Raw genomic sequence first — 17,480 nt, forward strand, 5'->3', positions numbered from 1 at the left:
GGCGGCCCGCACGAGGCCGTGCTCCAGGCGCAGCTCAAGGGCGCGTCTCTGGAGCCAGTTAAAGAAAAACTCCGGGCACGGATCGCACGCGAGCTTCCCGGCGTGGGCATCTCGTTTGAGCCCGCCGATATCGTCAGTCGCGTGATGAGCTTTGGCGCTCCCACCCCGATTGAGGTCGCACTCGCCGGGCCGACCCTGCCCGTGACACGGGAGTTTGCCGATCAGGTCAAGGCGGAGCTGCTCAAGGTAAGCGCCCTACGCGATGTGCAGTACAGTCAGGCGCTGGACTACCCCACCGTGGCGGTGAATATTGACCGCGAACGCGCCGCCGCACTGGGAATGACCGCCGCCGATATCGTGCGCTCCGCCGTTCCTGCGACCTCGTCGAGCCGCTTCACGACCCCGCTCTACTGGGCCGATGCGAAGTCCGGGGTGAGCTACCAGGTGCAAGTGGACCTGCCGATCCCGCAGATGAGCTCCGTGGCGGCACTGGAGAGCGTCCCCGTGGCCGGGAAAAACGGCACGATGGCGCTGCTACGAGATGTGGCCAGAGTCACCCCCGGCAGCGTGCCCGGCGAGTACGCCCGCTACAACTCCCAGCGCACGATCACGCTCACGGCCAATCTCGCGCCCGGCGTGGATCTGGCTAGTGGAGCCGCTGCCGCCCAGAAGGCGATCAAAGCCGCCGGGACGCCCCCACCCAAAGTCACGGTGGCCGTGCGTGGCCAAGTGCCGGTCTTAGGGGAGCTACTGGAGAGCCTGCGGGGTGGGGTGCTGGCCGCGCTGGTCGTGATCTTACTCTTGCTCTCGGCGAGCTTCCAGTCCGTGCGGCTCGCGCTTGTCGTGCTGGTGACCGTTCCCGCGACTCTGGCCGGCGTGGCGCTCATGCTCTTTCTGACGGGCACGACCCTCAATATCCCGTCCTACATGGGCGCGATCATGGCGGTCGGCGTTGCGGTTGCCAATGCGATTCTCTTAGTCACGTTTGCGGAGCAGGCCCGAAAGCGCGGCCTGAGTGCGGCGCAGGCTGCCGTCGAAGGGGCCGCCAGCCGCCTGCGCCCGATCCTCATGACGAGCCTGGCGATGATCGCGGGCATGATCCCCATGGCACTGGGACTCGGGGAGGGGGGCGCTCAGAGCGCTCCGCTGGGCCGCGCCGTGATCGGGGGCTTGCTGGCCGCCACGCTGACCACGCTCTTTATTGTCCCCGCCGTCTTTACGCTGCTTCAGGGCCGCGTCCGCCAGAGATCCGCCTCACTCGACCCGGACGACCCCGAGAGCGAGCACTTCACCGGAGAGAACGAAACCCCATGAGATCTCTTATGAGACCCGTTGCAACCTGTCTTTTTGCCCTGACTCCCTTGGTGGTGACGGTTTTTACCACGGGCTGTGTCAGCCCCACCGGAGCGCAGCCCGGCAGCCCCGCCACGCCAGCACCGATTGTGAAAGTGCAGGTCACCACGCCCGAGAAGCGCGATATCAGCCGTAAGCTCGGACTCACCGGGGAACTGGTCGCGGGAGAGCAGACCACGCTCGCCGCAAAAATCGCGGGCTACCTGGGCAGCGTCACGGTTCGTGAGGGTGACCGCGTGGGCCAGGGGCAAGTGCTGGCAACGCTCACCCTGCCCGAGCTGGATGCCGAGCGCCAGCAAGCCCAGCAGAGCGCCGCCGCACTTCAGGCCGGTGTCGAGGGAAGTCAGGCTCGTCTGGGAGAGGCGCAGTCGCAGACCAAGCGCACCCAGCTTCAGGTGAAGAGAGCGCAGGCGGAGCAGCAGCAAGCCAAAGCGGGTATAGACGAAGCCAAGGCCCAGATTGAGCGCGCCCAGGCGGGCTTGCTGGAGACAAAGGCGAGCCTGATGGGAGCCAAGGCCAGTACCGAAGAGGCAAAGGCACAAGTGGAGCACGCGGAGGCGGACCTGGTGCAAGCGGAGGCGGAGCAGAAGCTCGCTCAGCTTACCCTGGAGCGCTACGAGGCGATTGTGGCCAAGGACAAGCGGCTTCTGGCGGGCCAGGAGCTCGACACCGCACGGGCAAAGCGGGATGCAAGCCAAGGGAAAGTCCGTGCCGCCCAGAGCCAGGTTCGGGCGATGCAGGCGCGGGGGCAGGCACTCCTGCAACAAGTCGGAGCCGTGGAGGCAAAGCGAGCTCAGGGCGAGTCGAGCCTGAAGGCGGCTGAGGCCACGCTCCAGGGAGCCAAGGCCAAGCAAGCGACTCTCGGTGAGCAGACCAGCGTGGCACGCGGCGATGTGGAAGTGGCAAAACGACAAGAGGCGACGGCCTCGCTGAAGATTCGTGAGGGAGCCCTCCAGAGCGCGGCGGGCGAGAGTGCCGCAACCCGAATGGCCGAGCTTGCCCGTTACCAGAGCCTTCGTGCACCGTTTGCCGGTGTCGTGATCCAGCGGCACCTCGACACAGGAGCACTTGTCCAGCCTGGAACCCCCGTTCTCACGGTCGCCGACCCGCGTGTGCTGCGCCTGCGCCTCTTCGCCCCAGAGGCCGAGGCCAGCCGCGTGCGTCCCGGCACCGAGGTACAGGTGCTACTCTCCGGGGAAAAGACCGCCCGCACCGCGCGGATCTCGCGCACGGCCAGCGCACTTGATCCCAAGACCCGCACGCTCCTCGCCGAGGCGGATATGAGCGGCACGGGCCTGAGTGTCGGGGCGTTTGGGGCGGTTAAGCTGATCTTGGAGACCCACACGGGCGTTCTGGCGCTACCCAATGCCGCCGTTGGCTCGGACAAGTCCGGGAAGTTTGTCTTTATCGAGAGTGGTGGCAAAGTGAAGCGCCTCGCGATAAAAGTGGGCTTCGACGATGGGCAGTACACCGAGGTTACCGAGGGGCTTTCGGGAAGCGAGACCGTGATCGTCACGGGGCGGGATGTGCTCTCAGGAGGCATCGCCGTCGAGACAACCCCTTGGACGCCGCCCACGCCTGCCCCTGGAAAGTAGAGCCTCGGATGCCTAGGTAGTCATTCCGAGAACGAGTTCTGGTTGGAGGGTCAGCTGTGTAGGAACCGAGATACTTTCGTTTCGCAGCTGGCTCAGTAGCTTGGCAACCGCAAGGCGGCACATCTCCGGGATTGGCTGGCGGATCGTGGTGAGGGGGAGCTCCTGGTAGCGCGCCTCGGGGAGATCATCGCAGCCGACCAGGCCGATTGCCGAGGGAAGCACCACGCCTGCACGCCGCAGAGCACAGAGGCACCCAACCCCGATCAGATCGTTGTGACAGAAAATCCCACCGGGACGCTGGCTTTCGGGGAGCGCCAGAACCCGCTGTCCGAGTGCATAGCCTAGCCCACGCAGGCCATCACGAGTGTCGGAGCCCGTTACCAGCGTGAAGTTGAGCTGGTTTTCCGTACAGAAGCGCTCTAGGCCCACGGCACGTGCATCCCGAACCGGCACGCCTTCTTGAGGGGGAGAGAGGCACCAGACTCCTGCGTTGCGTGTTGCATGCCCCTGTGCGAGCAAGTGCTCGCCCACAAGACGCCCAATGGCTTCCTGATCTAAAGCCACGGCAAGCGCCCCGGGCTCGTCGGTGTGAAGGTGTCCAAGATAGACCGTCGGCATCTGTGGCCCCAGTGCCTCGCCCAAAAGCTGGCAAATGGAGTCCTGTGGGCCACCATAGTAGAGCACCCCGTCTACCGCCCACTGCGCTAGATTATACTCCGTGACACCGCCCCAGTCCTCCAACATTGTGGGATAGAGCACGGTATTGAAACCCTGCTCACTTAAGTAGCGCTGGCACCAGACCACCACTTCGACAAAGTAGGGATTCCGCAGGTGGGGAACAACCAGCCCAACGGTATCGAGCTGTTGCTTACGCAGGCGTTGCGCGAAACGATTGGGGCGGTACCCCAGCTCGTCGGCGATGGCTCGTACACGGTCTTGTGTGGCTAGGGCAATGGTTGCCCCCGCACTACCATTGAGCACTCGCGAGACCGTACTACGTGCAACCCCTGCCCGCTGGGCAATATCCTCCAGAGAAACCTGCATGCCCTCAGTGTAACATGCCTTGACAGGTGGAATACGATCGGATAGACTTTACGCAAACGATTGCGTAAAGTGCGTGAGCGTTCCTTCAGAGTGGAAAATGTAAAATGATCATCACCTATTCCTTACCCTTGGACGTGGCTTCTTCAGATCAGTACCGTGTGTCGGTAAGCCAGGGCACGAAGACCGCAGAGGTTTTTGTCTACAAAGTCAATGCCGTCTGGCGCTCCAATAAGTCGAAAGATACGTCGTGGGCATCGTTTGATATGTCCGGCCCAGTGACCGTCAAGATCACCAAGCTCTCAGGGACATTTGCGGCAAATACGCGCGTTCTGCCTAGTGCGGCCAAGCTCACGGCCAAGGTGATGGGCAACACGGTGACATTCACGCTGGATAGGCCGCGTCAAGTGGCTCTGGACGAGGGGGCGGATATCTCCCACCCGATCCTGATCTTTGCCAACCCGCTGGAAAAAGAAAAAGACGTACCCAAGCCCAATACGCCCGGCGTGCTCTACTTTGGGCCAGGCGTGCATACCATTGGTTCGGAGAAAGATGTCAGCGCCTACCACAGTATCTATCTGGCAGGGGGGGCCTATGTGATTGGGACGCTCAAGCTGGGCAAGGCGCAGGGGGTGAAAATCTCCGGACGGGGCATTCTCTCGGGCGAGCAGTTCAAAGAGCCAAAAGGCCCCCACTTGATACGCAGCGAGAGCTGGGACTCACAGAAGGTGCTCGTGGAGGGCATCACGCTGATTAACTCACCCAGCTATAACATAACACTGGCGGGCCGAGAGCACACGATTCGTAATGTCAAGATGATTGGCTGGTGGTTTAGCACCGACGGGGTTCAGCCTGGCGAGAACGCCTTAGTCGAGGACTGCTTCTTTAAAGTCAACGACGATGCCTTAAAACTCTACCACTCGGGGACCACGGTGCGCCGGTGCACGATCTGGCAGATGGAAAACGGTGCTCCGTTTCAGATCAGCTGGAACATGCCCACCGATAACAGCGGCTTCTTAGTGACAGACTGTGATGTGATTCGTTGCGAGCACGAGTGGAACAACGATAATGAGGCGATTATCTGTGCGATTCACGGTGGCAAGGGGCATATGTCGAACTATGTTTTTGAGAATATTCGCATCGAGAATGCGACCTGGTGCCTGCTCTCGCTTCAGATCAAGCCCAATGAGTTCGCGAAAAATCAGACACCCGGAACGCTCTCTAAGATCACGCTGCGTAATGTGAGTATCACCGGGCCACTCAAGAAACCCATTCGCATCAAGGGACTGAGCGCCACCCAAAAAGTAAGCGATGTGCTCTTTGAGAATGTCCGTGTCGCGGGCAAGCATCTGAAGAGTACGGCCGATATGTCTTTTGAGATTGATCCGAACACGACCGGGAAGATCACGTTTTTATGAAAGGTCCTCGCGAAGCGGAGACTCCTGGCATGCGTGTCTCCGAGGACTGGCAAGTCTGGATTGGCGAGAAGGAGCTGCCCGTCTGGGAGGCGTTGAAGAACACGAACCACGGAACACATGACATCACCCGAATGTCGTTTGTGGGCTTTGATCTGGATAAGCCCCTCGTGGTGCGTATTCGGGCGAAAAAGCCTGGCGCCGTTGAGGTGCGGCCCTACGCGGAAAATATCCCTACGGAAAAGCGTGGCGAGGAGCTGTTTCTGACGCTCAAGAAGCCCACCAAGCTGATCCTCACACGCGGCACTGGCTACGAGGGCACGCTGATCTTGACCGCGAATCCGCCCCACCTACCTCCCAAACCCGAGTCCGTGACACGCTACTTTGCGTCTGGTGTCCACGAGGTCGGGGAGCTGGCATTAAAGTCGGGCGACCGAGTCTATCTCGCGGAGGGCGCGATTGTGAAGGGCTGGTTCGCGCTACAAAAAGTCGAGAATGTGCAGATCACCGGGAGAGGGATTCTCTCCTTGGGCCACCTGCCTCACAAAGAGGACTTTCGTGTCTTCAAGGGGGATGCTACCCAAAATATTCTCATTGAGGGCCTCACCGTCTGTAATGCACCGGGCTGGATCGTCTCGTTCTGGAACGGCAACTCTAACCTCACAGTTCGTAATCTGAAGCTGGTGGGGAGCTTCCGCTACAACACCGACGGCGTCCAGACCGGCACCGATGGCCTGCTCGTGGAGGACTGTCTGCTCCAGTGCAACGACGATAACTTCTCGCTCAACGGGGTCTGCAAAAACGTCGTGATTCGGAATAATCTTCTCTGGAACCTCTATAATGGTGGGGTCTTTATGCTGGGCTGGGCCACGGGGCAGCAGTTCGAGCTACGCAACTTTGATGTCCACCACAACGTGATCTTCCGTGCCGGAGGCTGCTGCGACTACGACCGGAAAGCGCCGTTCTCGCTCAAGCTCTTTGGCTCCAACCGAGTGGCCGAAAACCTGAAGTTCTCGGATATTGACATTGAGGACATCGCCCCCTACGGGCGCTGGCTGGACTTTCAAGCCGAGAAAGCAACCAAATCGGTTGTGCGCAAGATTCAGTTTGAGAACATCACGATCCGCAAGACCTGGCGTGTCGAGGCCGAGCTACGTGGCACAAGTGATGGGGCCATTGAGGAAGTGGCGTTTACAAACCTGGTGATTCAAGGCAAGCGCGTCGCCTCGCCCCAAGACGCTGGACTCAATCTGATCCGTACGAAAAACACCACGATAGACAGCAAGAGCTTCCCGGATGGCATCGTCTTTGAAGCGAAAAAAAGTGGTAGTGAGAGCCCCCAACAATCTACCGTATCTTCTTCTGCACAGGCGGCAGGACCGAACTTGCTGGAGGCAAGGCAGAAAGAGCTGAGGGGCTCTGTGATGGATCAGAAACAGGTGGACATCACGATGCTACTCAAAGTGAGTGGGCCAGGGGTCTACCGCTACGGAGTGCGGGTTCGGGGGAAAGACTTCCCCGTGAAAGTCACCTTGTTGATCAACGACGAACAGCATCCCTCGCCCGATGTGTTGCTCACAGGCGAGGGTAGCCAGAGTGTGGAGCGAACCCAGCCAGTAAGATGGGACGAGCTGCGCCGCGCCGTGCTTCGAATCGAGGTTGCAAATGGGAAGCGCGGAAGCTTCCAGTTGGAGGGGATTTGGCTCCAACGAAGCGGCGGATGATGACACGGGCACTAGGGGACAAACGGCGCGACGGAGCCACGGACGATCAGCTTGGGGGAGAGAATCTGGCGCTGGGGTGCGGCGTCTGCGCCCTGCATCCGGGCCAGGAGTCGCTCGGCGGCGCACTGGCCCATCTCGTAGGCGGGCTGGCAGATGACCGTCAGGCGTGGTGTGAGGATCTCTTGCCAGGGATAGCTGTCGTAGCCGACAATGCTGATGTCTCGCGGACACTGCAAGCCCTGAGCCTGAAATGCCGTTAGTGCCCCGATGGTCAGCGAGCTACTGGTGACAAAGAGCGCCGTCGGTGGCTCGTCGCGGGCCAGAAGCGCCTTGGTGGCGCGGCTCCCGTCCTCAACCGTCAGAGGGACAAATGCCTCGCCACATGGGATAAGCCCAACCTCGCTCAGTGCCTGCATAAATCCCGCCCGGCGAGCGCGGTGGCTGGAGACCTGGTAGTCCACGCTCAGCAGCCCGATGCGCTGGTGCCCGTTTTCCAAGAGGTGCCTGGCTGCAAGGGTGCCACCGAGTGCGTTGTCCACCGCCACCAGATCGGTTGGAATTCCCGCCTCACGGTCAACGACGACTAGGGGGAACGCGGGGTCATGACCCTCCCAGCGCTGGAGCTCGTTCTCTGTCTCTGGCGCGGGAATCAAGATCACACCGTCGCAGCGCAGCCGCTTAAGTCGCTCCAGGAGCTCTTGCTCACGCCCCACATCCTCGTTACTATTGAGCAAGGTAAGGGCATAGCCCGACGCTCCCAGCGCATCTTCCGCACCGCGCACCAGCGCCGAGAAGAACGGGTTGCTACTGTCGGGCAGGATCAGGCCCACAAGCTGGGTGCGGTTGGTGCGCATGCTCTGCGCAATGGGATTGGGGCGGTAGCCCAGTGTCGAAACGGCTTCCTGAATCCGCGCCTCGGTCTCTGGGCGCACCCGCTTTTTGCCGTTCAGAAACCGCGAGACCGAAGCCACCGAGACTCCCGCACGGGCCGCGACCGCGCGAATATCTGCTCCTTCTTTCTGCATCTAGGGTATTGTACAGGCTTTACTTTTATTTCGAAGCCCATAGTGAGTTCCGCCGTTAGGAACGCGTTTTTTTACCGCCGAGATCGGTGTACTCTTTTAGTACGGCTTCGTCGTGGGTGTGCCAGTTGGGGAGCTCCTCGCTACGCTGCATGGTCATTCCGGTAAACAGAGAGTCCATCAGGCTTGAGTACTTCATCCACCAGGAGTAGGCTGTGCCCAGCGCATCTTTGGCTTTTTCTTTCTCGTTGGCTTTTAGATAGGTCGCCCCACGAATTTTGTAGGCGTAGTAGATCGTCAGGTAGGACATGGCCTTGATGTTGTTAAGCGTCACGCCCAGCTCGGTGTTAGGAGCGGCACTCAGGGGATTCACGATGGCCAGTGCGGCCAGCGCATCAACCTCGATCTCATCGGCGAGAGCGTAGGAGCCTTTGCCTCCTTTGCAGCGACCGGCAGCGGTGTCCGCGATACTGCACAGCTGCGAGCCTGCTCCTGTCTTGGCTTCTGCAAACTCTGCGACCGTCACAAAGCCTTTGTGCGACTGGCAAGCCTCCGGCCACCACTGGAAATCGAGCTTGAGGTCGCCGTGAACCAGCTCCGTTGCCTTGGGCAGCCCACGCGATGCCTTGCTCCAGGCGAGAAACAAGTCCTCGGAGCGAACACCGGGAAAGCGGAGCTTCATGTAGTTTTGGAACACCGTATCCGGCGTCGCGGGGTTGTAGGTAAGACGCCCCCAAAGCATCGTCATGTACCAGCGTCGCTGCACCTCCAGCAAGCCTTGCGTGACACTATTCTTGCTGTAAAAAACTTTGGTGGGACAAAAGCCATCCGAGCCCAGCAGCATCCCCCGGAACCAGTCTCTCTGGCCGGGAATGCCCTGTATGTAGGCACGGACAAACTCGGGATCTCCCCAGTGATGGAAGAAGAAGCTGTCGTTGCGGACAGTGAGCCAGGACTTCAGATTGTTTTTTCGTAGCGCGTCTTGTTCCGAGTCTTTCATCCAGCGTGGCGCTGCGGTAGCGTACATATGAGCTTTGCTGTATTTATAGGACATGTCGAAGGTAACATTGGGCTGTTGCAGGAGTGCCCCAAAGTTCTTCTTCAGCTCGGAGAAATCCGCCATGTGCCAGCGATGAATGAACCGGAGCTTCCTTTCGGGATGACGCCGGGCATAGTCTAGCATTCCGAGCCCATAGGTCTTGGCCAGGAAGAGAGAGTCCGCCTCGTTCTCTTTGGACATGTGCTCTCCTTGCGTCACGCCAAAGCCGTCCAGGTCAGGATACGTCTCCAGGAGTGTCGTCATACACTGGCGCATGTAGGCGATGGTCTTTTCGTTCGTGACCCCTTTCTCTTCGTCCGTGATGCCGTACTTGCCCGTCGCGCCGTAGGTGAACAGGTTCCAATTGACGAGGTAGAACTCTAAACCACGTGCGTGGGCGTATGCCATCACCTTCCGCCAAAATGCGATCTTTTCGTCTATGGAGAGGGCCTTGGAGAAGCCGTCGTACCCGGTCACGTTCTGAATCGCGACATCCGGGTAGTCTGGCAGCTTGATCATGGACGTGAAAGGGTGGTTGTTCCAGATTGAGACGACATTATAGCGGTGCCGAGCCATCTCATCGAACCATACTCTCCAGAAATCCAGATCCCACACATGCGGAATCGCCTGCTTCGCCGAGTCGCTGACCTTATTTAGAGTGTCGTAGGTGCCGCTTGACTTATCCAGCGGCAGGTTCAGTTTGATGCCGCGCTTCAGGATCGTCGGGGCTTCTTCCGTGTTGAGGGTGCCTGTGAATTCCTTGAACAGGAAATGCTCGGCAAGTTGAAGTGCTCCGTACATTGCCCCATTTGCATCGCCCCCCAGCACCCAGTAGCTTAAAGCAGGCTGGGTGGTGCTACGGATGGCATAGGCTTGTTCGCCCAGGTTTGGGACGGGCTTTCCCCCTTGGGCTGCGAGCAGTGCCGCGCCCGTCTTATCTATTGAAACCGTGAGGACGATCTTCTTACCCGCGCCTGCTTTTGACAGTGCAGAAATACCTAAAGTCTCGACGGTATATTTATGCCTCTCAAGAGCAGTCTTGAGCTCACCAGCGCCAAAAGAGAGCTGCGGTACGGTAGGGTCAAAGTACAGACGGATAGTCTCTTTGGGGGAGGAGGGAGTTAGTTTCAGGGTGGTGGTCATGACTTTGGGGGGAATTGTACCATTATTCTACTCAAGTGGGAAAACGTTTGACTAGAGTAGGTTATAATGACAGATACCAAAGAAGGATACGGATCTGAGTGAGATTTTTTTTCTTAGTAAGCTTGGGGACACTGATGGCGCTCTCGCTTCTTGCCTGGAAGCTGGAGCCACGCTTCGCCCCCACAGGAAAGACCCCGCTAGTCTGGGTCAGCGACGATAACCCGCAGCGTAAGCTCCAGATCGCAACCTTCAACGCGCAGAGCAAGAGCTCTGCGCTTCGCCTAGACCCAAATAATAGTGGGATGCAGAAGATCATTGTCCAGTCCCTCGCCGGAGTGGGACCGGATCTCTTCGATACCAATGCGGCGAACCTTCCCGTGATGGTCGCTGCGGATGTGGCTTGGGATATCACCGACGAGCTGAAAAAACGAGGCATTGCGCTGGAGCGGGAGGTCTGGCCCAGCACACTCCCGCTGATACGCTGTAACGGGCGGTTCTACGGGGTGCCCGCCAATGCCTGCACCAACGCACTCTTTATCAACAAGAAACTCTTCGATAAGGCCGGGCTCCCTTACCCAAGCGGCCCGTGGACCTGGGAGCAGTTCCTGCCGCTGGCACAGAAACTAACGATTCGGGACGCGCGGGGCAAGCCGCAGCAGTTTGGGTTCCTGATGGACTGGTGGACCTGGCCACAGTTTGTGATCCAGTGGGGCGGGCAGGTCTACTCCGACGACGGCACGCGCTGCACGCTGGACTCGCCCGAGGCAATCGCCGGGGTGCAGTTTCTCCACGACCTGATCTACAAGTACAAGGTCATGCCCTCGCCCGTGGAAGAGGCTGCGATGGCAACCCAGGGAGGCTGGGGCGCGGGAAGCATCACGCAGTTTGGAGGGAACCGGGCCGCAATGGGCTTCGGGGGCCGCTGGTGGCTCTGCACGCTTCGCAAGAAAGAGCAGTTTCCCGGTCTCTCGCTGACCGTGGCTGAGGCTCCGCATCATAAAGAGCGTGTCTTTCTGGCCTACGGGCGCACCACCGCCATCAACAAGCAAAGCCCTCGCCGTGAGCAAGCACTGGAGTACTTGCTCCACATGACCGGTCCCGCCTTCAATCAGGGAATCAACGCCCAAGCCGATGCTCTCGCGGCCTTCCCCAAGTACTGCGAGGGGGAGCGCTACCTCCACAACCCTGAGTTTCCGGAAGAGGACAAAAACGATGTCTGGCGCGACGTGATGGCGGCAGGCAAGCCCAACCCACCGAGCCCCTTTATCAGCTCCCAGCTGGCGGATCGGATCATGGGGCGACAGCTCGATCTGGTTAAAAACGACCAAAAGCCCGTCGCGGACGCGCTCAAGGCTGCCGCCAGTGAGATCAATGCCGAGATTCAGAAAACCCTCCAGCGTGACCCCGAGCTGAAAAAACGCTACGATACGCTGAAGAACCTCTCCCCCGCCCCTCTCCCGGGCGCTCGTCCCTCGCTGGGAAAGGGGAGTTCTTCATGAAGCGCCGTCAGCTCGCCATCGCCCTGCCTTTTATACTCCCCAACCTCCTAGGCTTTATGCTCTTCACCGCCGGGCCGGTGCTCTTCTCGCTGTGCATCGCGTTCTCGAACTGGAACCTGATGCGCTCCGTGCCCTTCGCCTGGACGGGCTTGGAGAACTTTGTCACGCTCTGGCACGATAAAGACTTCTGGCTCTACTTCGCCAACACACTCTACTTTCTGATTGGAATGCCCTTTGCCATCGCGGGGTCACTCGCACTGGCACTCTTGCTCTCGCAGAAGATTAAGGGCCTCGTGGTCTACCGCACGCTGCTCTATCTACCGAGCTTCACCAGTGGCGTCGCACTGATGATCCTCTGGAAAGCGCTCTACAACCCGGACTTTGGCCCGATCAACTACGCCATCGAGGCGCTGGGGCTTCACGCGCCGCAGTGGCTCCTCTCGACCCAGAATATTGTCGGGCTAGGGGTGGAGAAAGTGGGCTTTGATGCCAAGCAGCTGGGGCTCGGGGCGCGCGATGCGATTATTATCATGGGAGTCTGGACCGCAATCGGCGGGAGCAATATGCTGCTCTACCTGGCTGCCCTCACCAATGTCCCACAAGATCTCACCGAGGCTGCCGAGCTTGATGGGGCTAACCGCTGGCAGGTCTTTCGTAATGTCACCTGGCCACAGCTCGCGCCGACGACATTCTTTATCACGGTGATGAGCTTTATCGGGGGCCTGCAAGGCGGCTTTGAGCAGGCTCGCGTGATGACCGGCGGCGGCCCCGCAGGCACGACAACCACGCTCTCGTACTACATCTACACCAAAGCCTTTGAGGAGTTTCAGATTGGCTACGCCTCTGCGATTAGCTGGGTGCTTTTTAGCATTATCTTTGTGATCACCGTTATCAACTGGAAGTTTGGCAACAAGGAGGTGGCGTACTAATGAAAAAGATCTTCCCACATCTACTCCTGATTGCTATCGCGGCGACCTCGCTCTTGCCGTTTTTGTGGATGGTACTTGCCAGCTTCAAGCCGCTCGCCGAGGTCGAGAAGCTCAACCCGCTGCCCACGGTTTGGCACCCCGAGAACTATAAGAAAGTCTTCGAGCAGGTGCCTTTTGCGCGCTACTACTTCAACTCAGTGTTTGTGGCGGCGTGGGTGACGTTTCTCACGTGCCTGACCAGCGCACTGGCAGGCTTCGGGTTTGCGCGGCTTCAGTGGCCGGGGCGCGACAAGGTCTTTCAGCTCTACTTGGGCACGATGATGATCCCCGGCGTCGTGACCATGATTCCCAACTACACGCTCATGGTCAAGCTGCATCTCTTAGACAGCTACCAGGGACTCATTGTCCCCGCCGCGTTCTCGGCGTTTGGGACGTTTCTCATGCGCCAGTTCTTGCTCACCATTCCCCCCGCCCTGGAAGAAGCCGCTGAGCTGGATGGCGCGAGCCCGTGGCAGGTGTTCTGGGACGTGATCCTGCCGCTCGCAAAGCCGGGCATGGTGACCCTAGCGATCTTCACGTTCATGGGCAACTACGGCAGCTTCTTCTGGCCGCTGGTGCTGATCAAGAGTGAGCACCTGCGCACCCTTCCCATCGGTATGCTCTTCTTCGACTCGATCTACGGGCGGCAGACGAACCTGATCATGGCCGCGAGCGTAATGAATATCATTCCGCTCGTGATTCTCTTTGTGACCTGCCAGCGATTCCTGGTGAAGGGAATCCAGCTAGGAGCCGTAAAAGGGTAGGGTTACTTGAACAGGATGTTTCGGACGTGCTCGTTGTGCTTGAAATCGCTGAGACGCGTGAGTTTCTTGCCGCCGATGGAGACATTATCGAAGGTCAGGTTCTCGATGGGGGCCTCCGGTGTGCCCCACAGAATCTCGGGTTCGCTGAGGACACTGGGGGCGACGATCTCGATGTTTTGAAACAAAACCCCCGAGAGGCTACCGGGGCCACGCTTGCGCTCGCTGGGATTGGAGTAGGGGGGCAGCCCTTGCATGGCAATCATGAAGTGCTGGAGTGTGGGGCGGGGATCCTCGACGCGGATATTTCGGAAGATGACGCCCTGACCACCCGCTCCTTTTCCCTCGCCTCGCATGTTAAAGAGCCGCCCACCGCTCCAGTTATTCCAACCCGCACGGGCATAGATCACGTCGCAGTCTTCCACGATCAGGGGGCGATTGGGGATAGCGCTCAGCACAAACGCTGAGCCGTTGTAGTCGTTCCAGTAGGTCACGCGGCGTATACCACGGCCATTGACATAGCAGGAGTCGTCCTGGGTTCTGATGAAGCAGTCTTCGATCAGGCCGTTGCCAAAGGGGTTGATACCATCGCCGTTTGCTCGCCAGGTGAAGATCTTGACCCAGCGTATATCGGTTGGCTTTTGGGGATCGTACGGGCTCAGTAGCATCAAGGAGTGCATCGCGGAGTCCGCAATCGTGATTCCCTCGACCGAGGTATGACTCGCCCCATGGATCAGAATAGGGTCGTAGAGCTTATGGTCCTCTGCTTTCAGCCCTGGCACGTACTTAGGGTGAAGAAGTCGGGCACCGGAGAGGGTTCCGTAGCCGAAAACCCGGATATCGTGGCCATTCTCCCACTTGGTGTTGTGTAGGGTGCCGTAGACGATGGCATCGCCGGGGATGTAGTAGCTCTTATTCGCATGCACCGGAAAGCCGACACCGATATCGTGGACACCGGGCAGAAAGTAGAGTGTCTTCCACGGGCCTTCACTGGGGGGCTTTTCACCGGGCTTGACCACATGCACGTTAGGATCCTCAACCAGGGGACGACTCTTGAGCATCGGGTTTGCAAAAAGGGTGATCGTGTGGATCGGTGGGCCACTGTACCCTTTGCCCGTGTTCTGATCGTCCATCTGCCCGTCAATATCTACTGCGACCAGGCACGGCTTCTCAATGGTGACGTATGCCTTGCCGCCACGAATGACACATCCCTTCGCTTTTCGAGACGGATGTACGGCGGCTTTTTTGATCGGCTCGCCACTGACACGACGAATCTCGACTTCGACGGGCCTATTCATCTCGAAGTTGATATAGGTATTGGTCCAGTCGCTCAGGTGAGGGAAGTAGGCGTTCTCGCCCTTGATTCCTTTTTTGCACTGCGTCAGAAACGCGAAGGGCTCAAGCCAAGGGGCGCTCGTCCCCGCCGCTCGTATCTTGAATCGGTACTGATCCGATGCCGGGAGCCCAGGCACATCACTGTAAACCCGCACATCACTTACTTGTGGCTGATTCGCTCTCATGACTCTAGTATATCCGTTATCTAGGTAAACGTTTGACTGATCGAAGAACTCCTGATATACTGCTCCCACAGTAAAGGTAAACGTTTACCCAATGACGAAACAAAGAGAGTTTCAGATCGTGGTTCTTCCCGGAGATGGGATTGGGGCCGAGGTCATGACCGAGGGAGTGAAGGTGCTAGACACGGCGCGAAAGCTCATGCCGTCGTGCCACTTCAGGCTCACCGAGTATCCTGCGGGAGCCGGAGCCTACTTGACGCACGGCGATCCGCTGCCCGATACCACCTTTGCGGCCTGTGAGAGAGCCGATGCGATTCTTTTGGGCGCTATGGGACTGCCCGGCGTGCGCTGGCCTGATGGACGCGAGATGACGCCTCAGATTGATATCCGCGAGCGCCTCGATCTCTACGCAGGCATCCGGCCTATCTTGCTCTTTCACCCCAGTCACACGCCGATTAAAAACCTAGAAGCGCTCGATATGCTTCTGGTGCGCGAGAACTGTGAGGGGCTCTTCTGGTCCCGCAAGAACATCCCCGCCCTCGGGGCAAAGCTGGTGGACGATGTGCTGCATGTGACTCGAAACGGCGCGGAGCGGGTCTGCCGTGCTGCGTTTCGTGAGGCGCAGCGGCGGCGCAACCACGTGACTTTAGTGGACAAGGCCAATGTCCTGCCCTCGATGGTCTTTCTGCGGCAGATCTTCGATGAAGTGGCGCTGGAGTTCCCCGAGGTTCAGACGGATCGGGTCTATGTGGATGCGATGGCGCTGTACTTGGTGCAAAAGCCGGAGCGCTTCGATGTCCTCGTGACAGAGAACATGTTCGGGGATATTCTCTCTGATCTGGCCGCCGGACTGATCGGGGGCATGGGCATGGCACCGTCGGCGGATATCGGCGACAAGCACGCGGTCTTTCAGCCTTCGCACGGCACCGCGCCCGATATTGCAGGCAAGGGAATCGCCAACCCGACCGCGATGATCCTCTCCGTGGCGCTGATGCTGGAGTGGCTGGGACACGCCGAGACGGTGGCGGCGGCGGAAAAAATTCGCGCCGCCGTCCAAGATGTGCTGGGTGACCCGACCAACCGCACGGCAGACCTGGGAGGGACGCTCTCCACCACCGCGCTGGGAGACGCCATTGCTTCCCGGATTTGAGGGTGCTCGCGTGATAGACCTCACCCTGCCACTGGTGCCGGGAATGCGCGGTGTCGCCTCCGAGATTGCCTGCACGATCCCCACCCACGGCTGGAACGCGACAAACTGGACGCTCTACTCGCACGCGGGGACGCACATGGACGCGCCGATCCACTACGAAGCCTCGGAGCAGACCATAGATCAGATTCCGTTGACGAGCTGTATGGGCCGGGCGCATGTGGTTGATCTGTCTCAGGTCGCGCCGCGCATCTGCCTGGAGCCCGCGCAGCTGGGGACACTCCACGAGCGCTGGAACGAGGGCGATATTCTGCTGCTGCGCACGGACTGGTACAAGCGCGTTGGCACCCCCGAGTACCGCGATGCCCTCCCCCGCATCTCCGTCCGGCTGGCGCACTGGTGCGTCGCTCACCGCGTCAAGCTCATCGGCGTCGAGCCTCCCGCTGTCGCCGATCCCAACAACCGCGAGGAGATCACGGAGGTTCATCGCATTTTATTAGAAGCGGGAATCGTGATTGTCGAGGGACTCGCGTACCTTGACCAGCTCACCCAGCCCGAGGTTTTCTTTGTGGCTGCACCGATAAAGCTCGCCGGAAGCGACGGTTCTCCCTGCCGCGCGTTTGCCTTTCAGCAAGTGAGTGAGGCGCTCTGATGCCACGACGCTGGCTCTTGGTCGCCGGGACATTTCTGCTCTCGGTGCTACTCTACGTGGATCGGGCGTGTATCTCATCGGCGAAAGACCCGATCACCAAAGCGCTGGGACTCACCGATGCGCAGTTTGGCTGGGCCTTGTCGGCCTTCGCGCTGGGCTACGCGCTCTTGCAGACTCCCTCGGGTGCACTCGCAGATCGCCTCGGGCCGCGCAAGCTCCTCACAGGCGTCGTCGCGCTCTGGTCACTCTTCACCGGGCTCACCGGGGCCGTCAGTGGCTTCTTGCCCCTCGTGCTGGTGCGCTTTCTCTTTGGGGCAGGCGAGGCGGGCGCGTTTCCCGGCATGGCCCGTGCTGCCGTCGCCTGGGTTCCGCTAGCGGAGCGTGGACGCGTGCAGGGCATTAACTTCTCTGGGTCACGGCTTGGGGCAGCCTTTGCCATGCCAACTATTGCGAGCCTGATCGCCGTCGTTGGCTGGCGCACGACATTTGCAATTCTCATGGCGGCTGGCTTTGTCTGGGCGGTGCTCTGGTTTGTACTCTTTAAAGATCGTCCGGAAGATCATACGGGCCTGCCGTCTGCCGAGCGTGCCCATATTCTCGCCAC

The 17,480-nt window shown here is 59.6% G+C and carries 14 protein-coding genes; 10 read left to right on the forward strand and 4 right to left on the reverse strand.

Annotated features, from left to right (window positions below; all coding sequences use genetic code 11):
• Together RMO15_RS22410 and RMO15_RS22415 are read left to right on the forward strand one after the other, a co-directional pair.
• Positions 1-1,314 (forward strand): efflux RND transporter permease subunit (locus RMO15_RS22410; protein ID WP_309717490.1); only part of this gene is annotated, 1,314 nt, incomplete at its 5' end.
• Positions 1,311-2,948: an efflux RND transporter periplasmic adaptor subunit gene (locus tag RMO15_RS22415; protein WP_309717492.1), complete on the forward strand. Its 1,638-nt coding sequence runs from the start codon at positions 1,311-1,313 to the stop codon at positions 2,946-2,948. The genes RMO15_RS22410 and RMO15_RS22415, both read left to right, overlap by 4 nt.
• A gap of 12 nt (positions 2,949-2,960) precedes the next feature.
• Here the strand turns inward: RMO15_RS22415 and RMO15_RS22420 are convergent, their stop codons facing one another.
• Positions 2,961-3,992 (reverse strand): LacI family DNA-binding transcriptional regulator, encoded by a 1,032-nt coding sequence (locus tag RMO15_RS22420; RefSeq protein ID WP_309717493.1) that lies wholly within the window; start codon positions 3,990-3,992, stop codon positions 2,961-2,963.
• A gap of 104 nt (positions 3,993-4,096) precedes the next feature.
• Here RMO15_RS22420 and RMO15_RS22425 point away from each other — a divergent pair, with 104 nt between their 5' ends.
• Both RMO15_RS22425 and RMO15_RS22430 read left to right on the forward strand, forming a co-directional pair.
• On the forward strand, positions 4,097-5,407 hold the full coding sequence (locus RMO15_RS22425; protein ID WP_309717494.1) for a glycosyl hydrolase family 28 protein: 1,311 nt from the start codon (positions 4,097-4,099) through the stop codon (positions 5,405-5,407).
• A complete protein-coding gene (locus RMO15_RS22430) occupies positions 5,404-7,128 on the forward strand; it encodes a glycosyl hydrolase family 28 protein (protein ID WP_309717495.1) in 1,725 nt (574 codons plus the stop codon). The genes RMO15_RS22425 and RMO15_RS22430 overlap by 4 nt, the downstream gene beginning before the upstream one ends.
• An 11-nt stretch (positions 7,129-7,139) precedes the next feature.
• Here the strand turns inward: RMO15_RS22430 and RMO15_RS22435 are convergent, their stop codons facing one another.
• Entirely contained in the window at positions 7,140-8,153 is a 1,014-nt protein-coding gene (locus RMO15_RS22435) for a LacI family DNA-binding transcriptional regulator (RefSeq protein WP_309717498.1), read from the reverse strand.
• A 55-nt stretch (positions 8,154-8,208) separates the two neighbouring features.
• On the reverse strand, positions 8,209-10,332 hold the full coding sequence (locus tag RMO15_RS22440) for a hypothetical protein (protein ID WP_309717502.1): 2,124 nt from the start codon (positions 10,330-10,332) through the stop codon (positions 8,209-8,211).
• A gap of 98 nt (positions 10,333-10,430) precedes the next feature.
• Between RMO15_RS22440 and RMO15_RS22445 the strand changes: the two genes are divergently transcribed.
• From RMO15_RS22445 to RMO15_RS22455, 3 genes are read left to right on the forward strand one after another with little or no spacing between them, the layout of a single operon-like run.
• The gene (locus RMO15_RS22445; RefSeq protein WP_309717505.1) at positions 10,431-11,831 is read left to right on the forward strand and encodes a sugar ABC transporter substrate-binding protein; all 1,401 of its coding nucleotides are present in this window, start codon (positions 10,431-10,433) and stop codon (positions 11,829-11,831) included.
• Entirely contained in the window at positions 11,828-12,760 is a 933-nt protein-coding gene (locus tag RMO15_RS22450; RefSeq protein WP_309717509.1) for a sugar ABC transporter permease, read from the forward strand. Before RMO15_RS22445 ends, RMO15_RS22450 begins: the two co-directional genes overlap by 4 nt.
• Positions 12,760-13,563 (forward strand): carbohydrate ABC transporter permease, encoded by an 804-nt coding sequence (locus RMO15_RS22455; RefSeq protein WP_309717511.1) that lies wholly within the window; start codon positions 12,760-12,762, stop codon positions 13,561-13,563. The genes RMO15_RS22450 and RMO15_RS22455 overlap by 1 nt, the downstream gene beginning before the upstream one ends.
• A gap of 2 nt (positions 13,564-13,565) precedes the next feature.
• Here the strand turns inward: RMO15_RS22455 and RMO15_RS22460 are convergent, their stop codons facing one another.
• A complete protein-coding gene (locus tag RMO15_RS22460) occupies positions 13,566-15,080 on the reverse strand; it encodes a hypothetical protein (RefSeq protein WP_309717514.1) in 1,515 nt (504 codons plus the stop codon).
• A 91-nt stretch (positions 15,081-15,171) separates the two neighbouring features.
• On the opposite strand from RMO15_RS22460, the gene RMO15_RS22465 reads away from it, so the two are divergent.
• The 3 genes from RMO15_RS22465 to RMO15_RS22475 all read left to right on the forward strand — a co-directional run.
• Positions 15,172-16,227, forward strand: a complete 1,056-nt coding sequence (locus RMO15_RS22465) for an isocitrate/isopropylmalate dehydrogenase family protein (protein ID WP_309717517.1) — start codon at positions 15,172-15,174, stop codon at positions 16,225-16,227.
• The gene (locus tag RMO15_RS22470; protein WP_309717519.1) at positions 16,211-16,876 is read left to right on the forward strand and encodes a cyclase family protein; all 666 of its coding nucleotides are present in this window, start codon (positions 16,211-16,213) and stop codon (positions 16,874-16,876) included. The genes RMO15_RS22465 and RMO15_RS22470 overlap by 17 nt, the downstream gene beginning before the upstream one ends.
• Positions 16,876-17,480: MFS transporter (locus RMO15_RS22475; protein ID WP_309717522.1), on the forward strand; the 605-nt coding region annotated here is incomplete at its 3' end. The genes RMO15_RS22470 and RMO15_RS22475, both read left to right, overlap by 1 nt.

Origin of the sequence: Armatimonas sp. (assembly GCF_031410135.1) — a bacterium.
Classification (GTDB): domain Bacteria; phylum Armatimonadota; class Armatimonadia; order Armatimonadales; family Armatimonadaceae; genus Armatimonas.

What these genes read in the sequence shown, in the direction of transcription:
- RMO15_RS22465 (WP_309717517.1), top strand. Translation starts at nt 15,172, where the DNA reads ATGACGAAACAAAGAGAGTTTCAGATCGTGGTTCTTCCCGGAGATGGG.
- RMO15_RS22455 (WP_309717511.1), top strand. Translation starts at nt 12,760, where the DNA reads ATGAAAAAGATCTTCCCACATCTACTCCTGATTGCTATCGCGGCGACC.
- RMO15_RS22415 (WP_309717492.1), top strand. Translation starts at nt 1,311, where the DNA reads ATGAGATCTCTTATGAGACCCGTTGCAACCTGTCTTTTTGCCCTGACT.
- RMO15_RS22440 (WP_309717502.1), bottom strand. Translation starts at nt 10,332, where the DNA reads ATGACCACCACCCTGAAACTAACTCCCTCCTCCCCCAAAGAGACTATC.
- RMO15_RS22430 (WP_309717495.1), top strand. Translation starts at nt 5,404, where the DNA reads ATGAAAGGTCCTCGCGAAGCGGAGACTCCTGGCATGCGTGTCTCCGAG.
- RMO15_RS22425 (WP_309717494.1), top strand. Translation starts at nt 4,097, where the DNA reads ATGATCATCACCTATTCCTTACCCTTGGACGTGGCTTCTTCAGATCAG.
- RMO15_RS22420 (WP_309717493.1), bottom strand. Translation starts at nt 3,992, where the DNA reads ATGCAGGTTTCTCTGGAGGATATTGCCCAGCGGGCAGGGGTTGCACGT.
- RMO15_RS22450 (WP_309717509.1), top strand. Translation starts at nt 11,828, where the DNA reads ATGAAGCGCCGTCAGCTCGCCATCGCCCTGCCTTTTATACTCCCCAAC.
- RMO15_RS22460 (WP_309717514.1), bottom strand. Translation starts at nt 15,080, where the DNA reads ATGAGAGCGAATCAGCCACAAGTAAGTGATGTGCGGGTTTACAGTGAT.
- RMO15_RS22435 (WP_309717498.1), bottom strand. Translation starts at nt 8,153, where the DNA reads ATGCAGAAAGAAGGAGCAGATATTCGCGCGGTCGCGGCCCGTGCGGGA.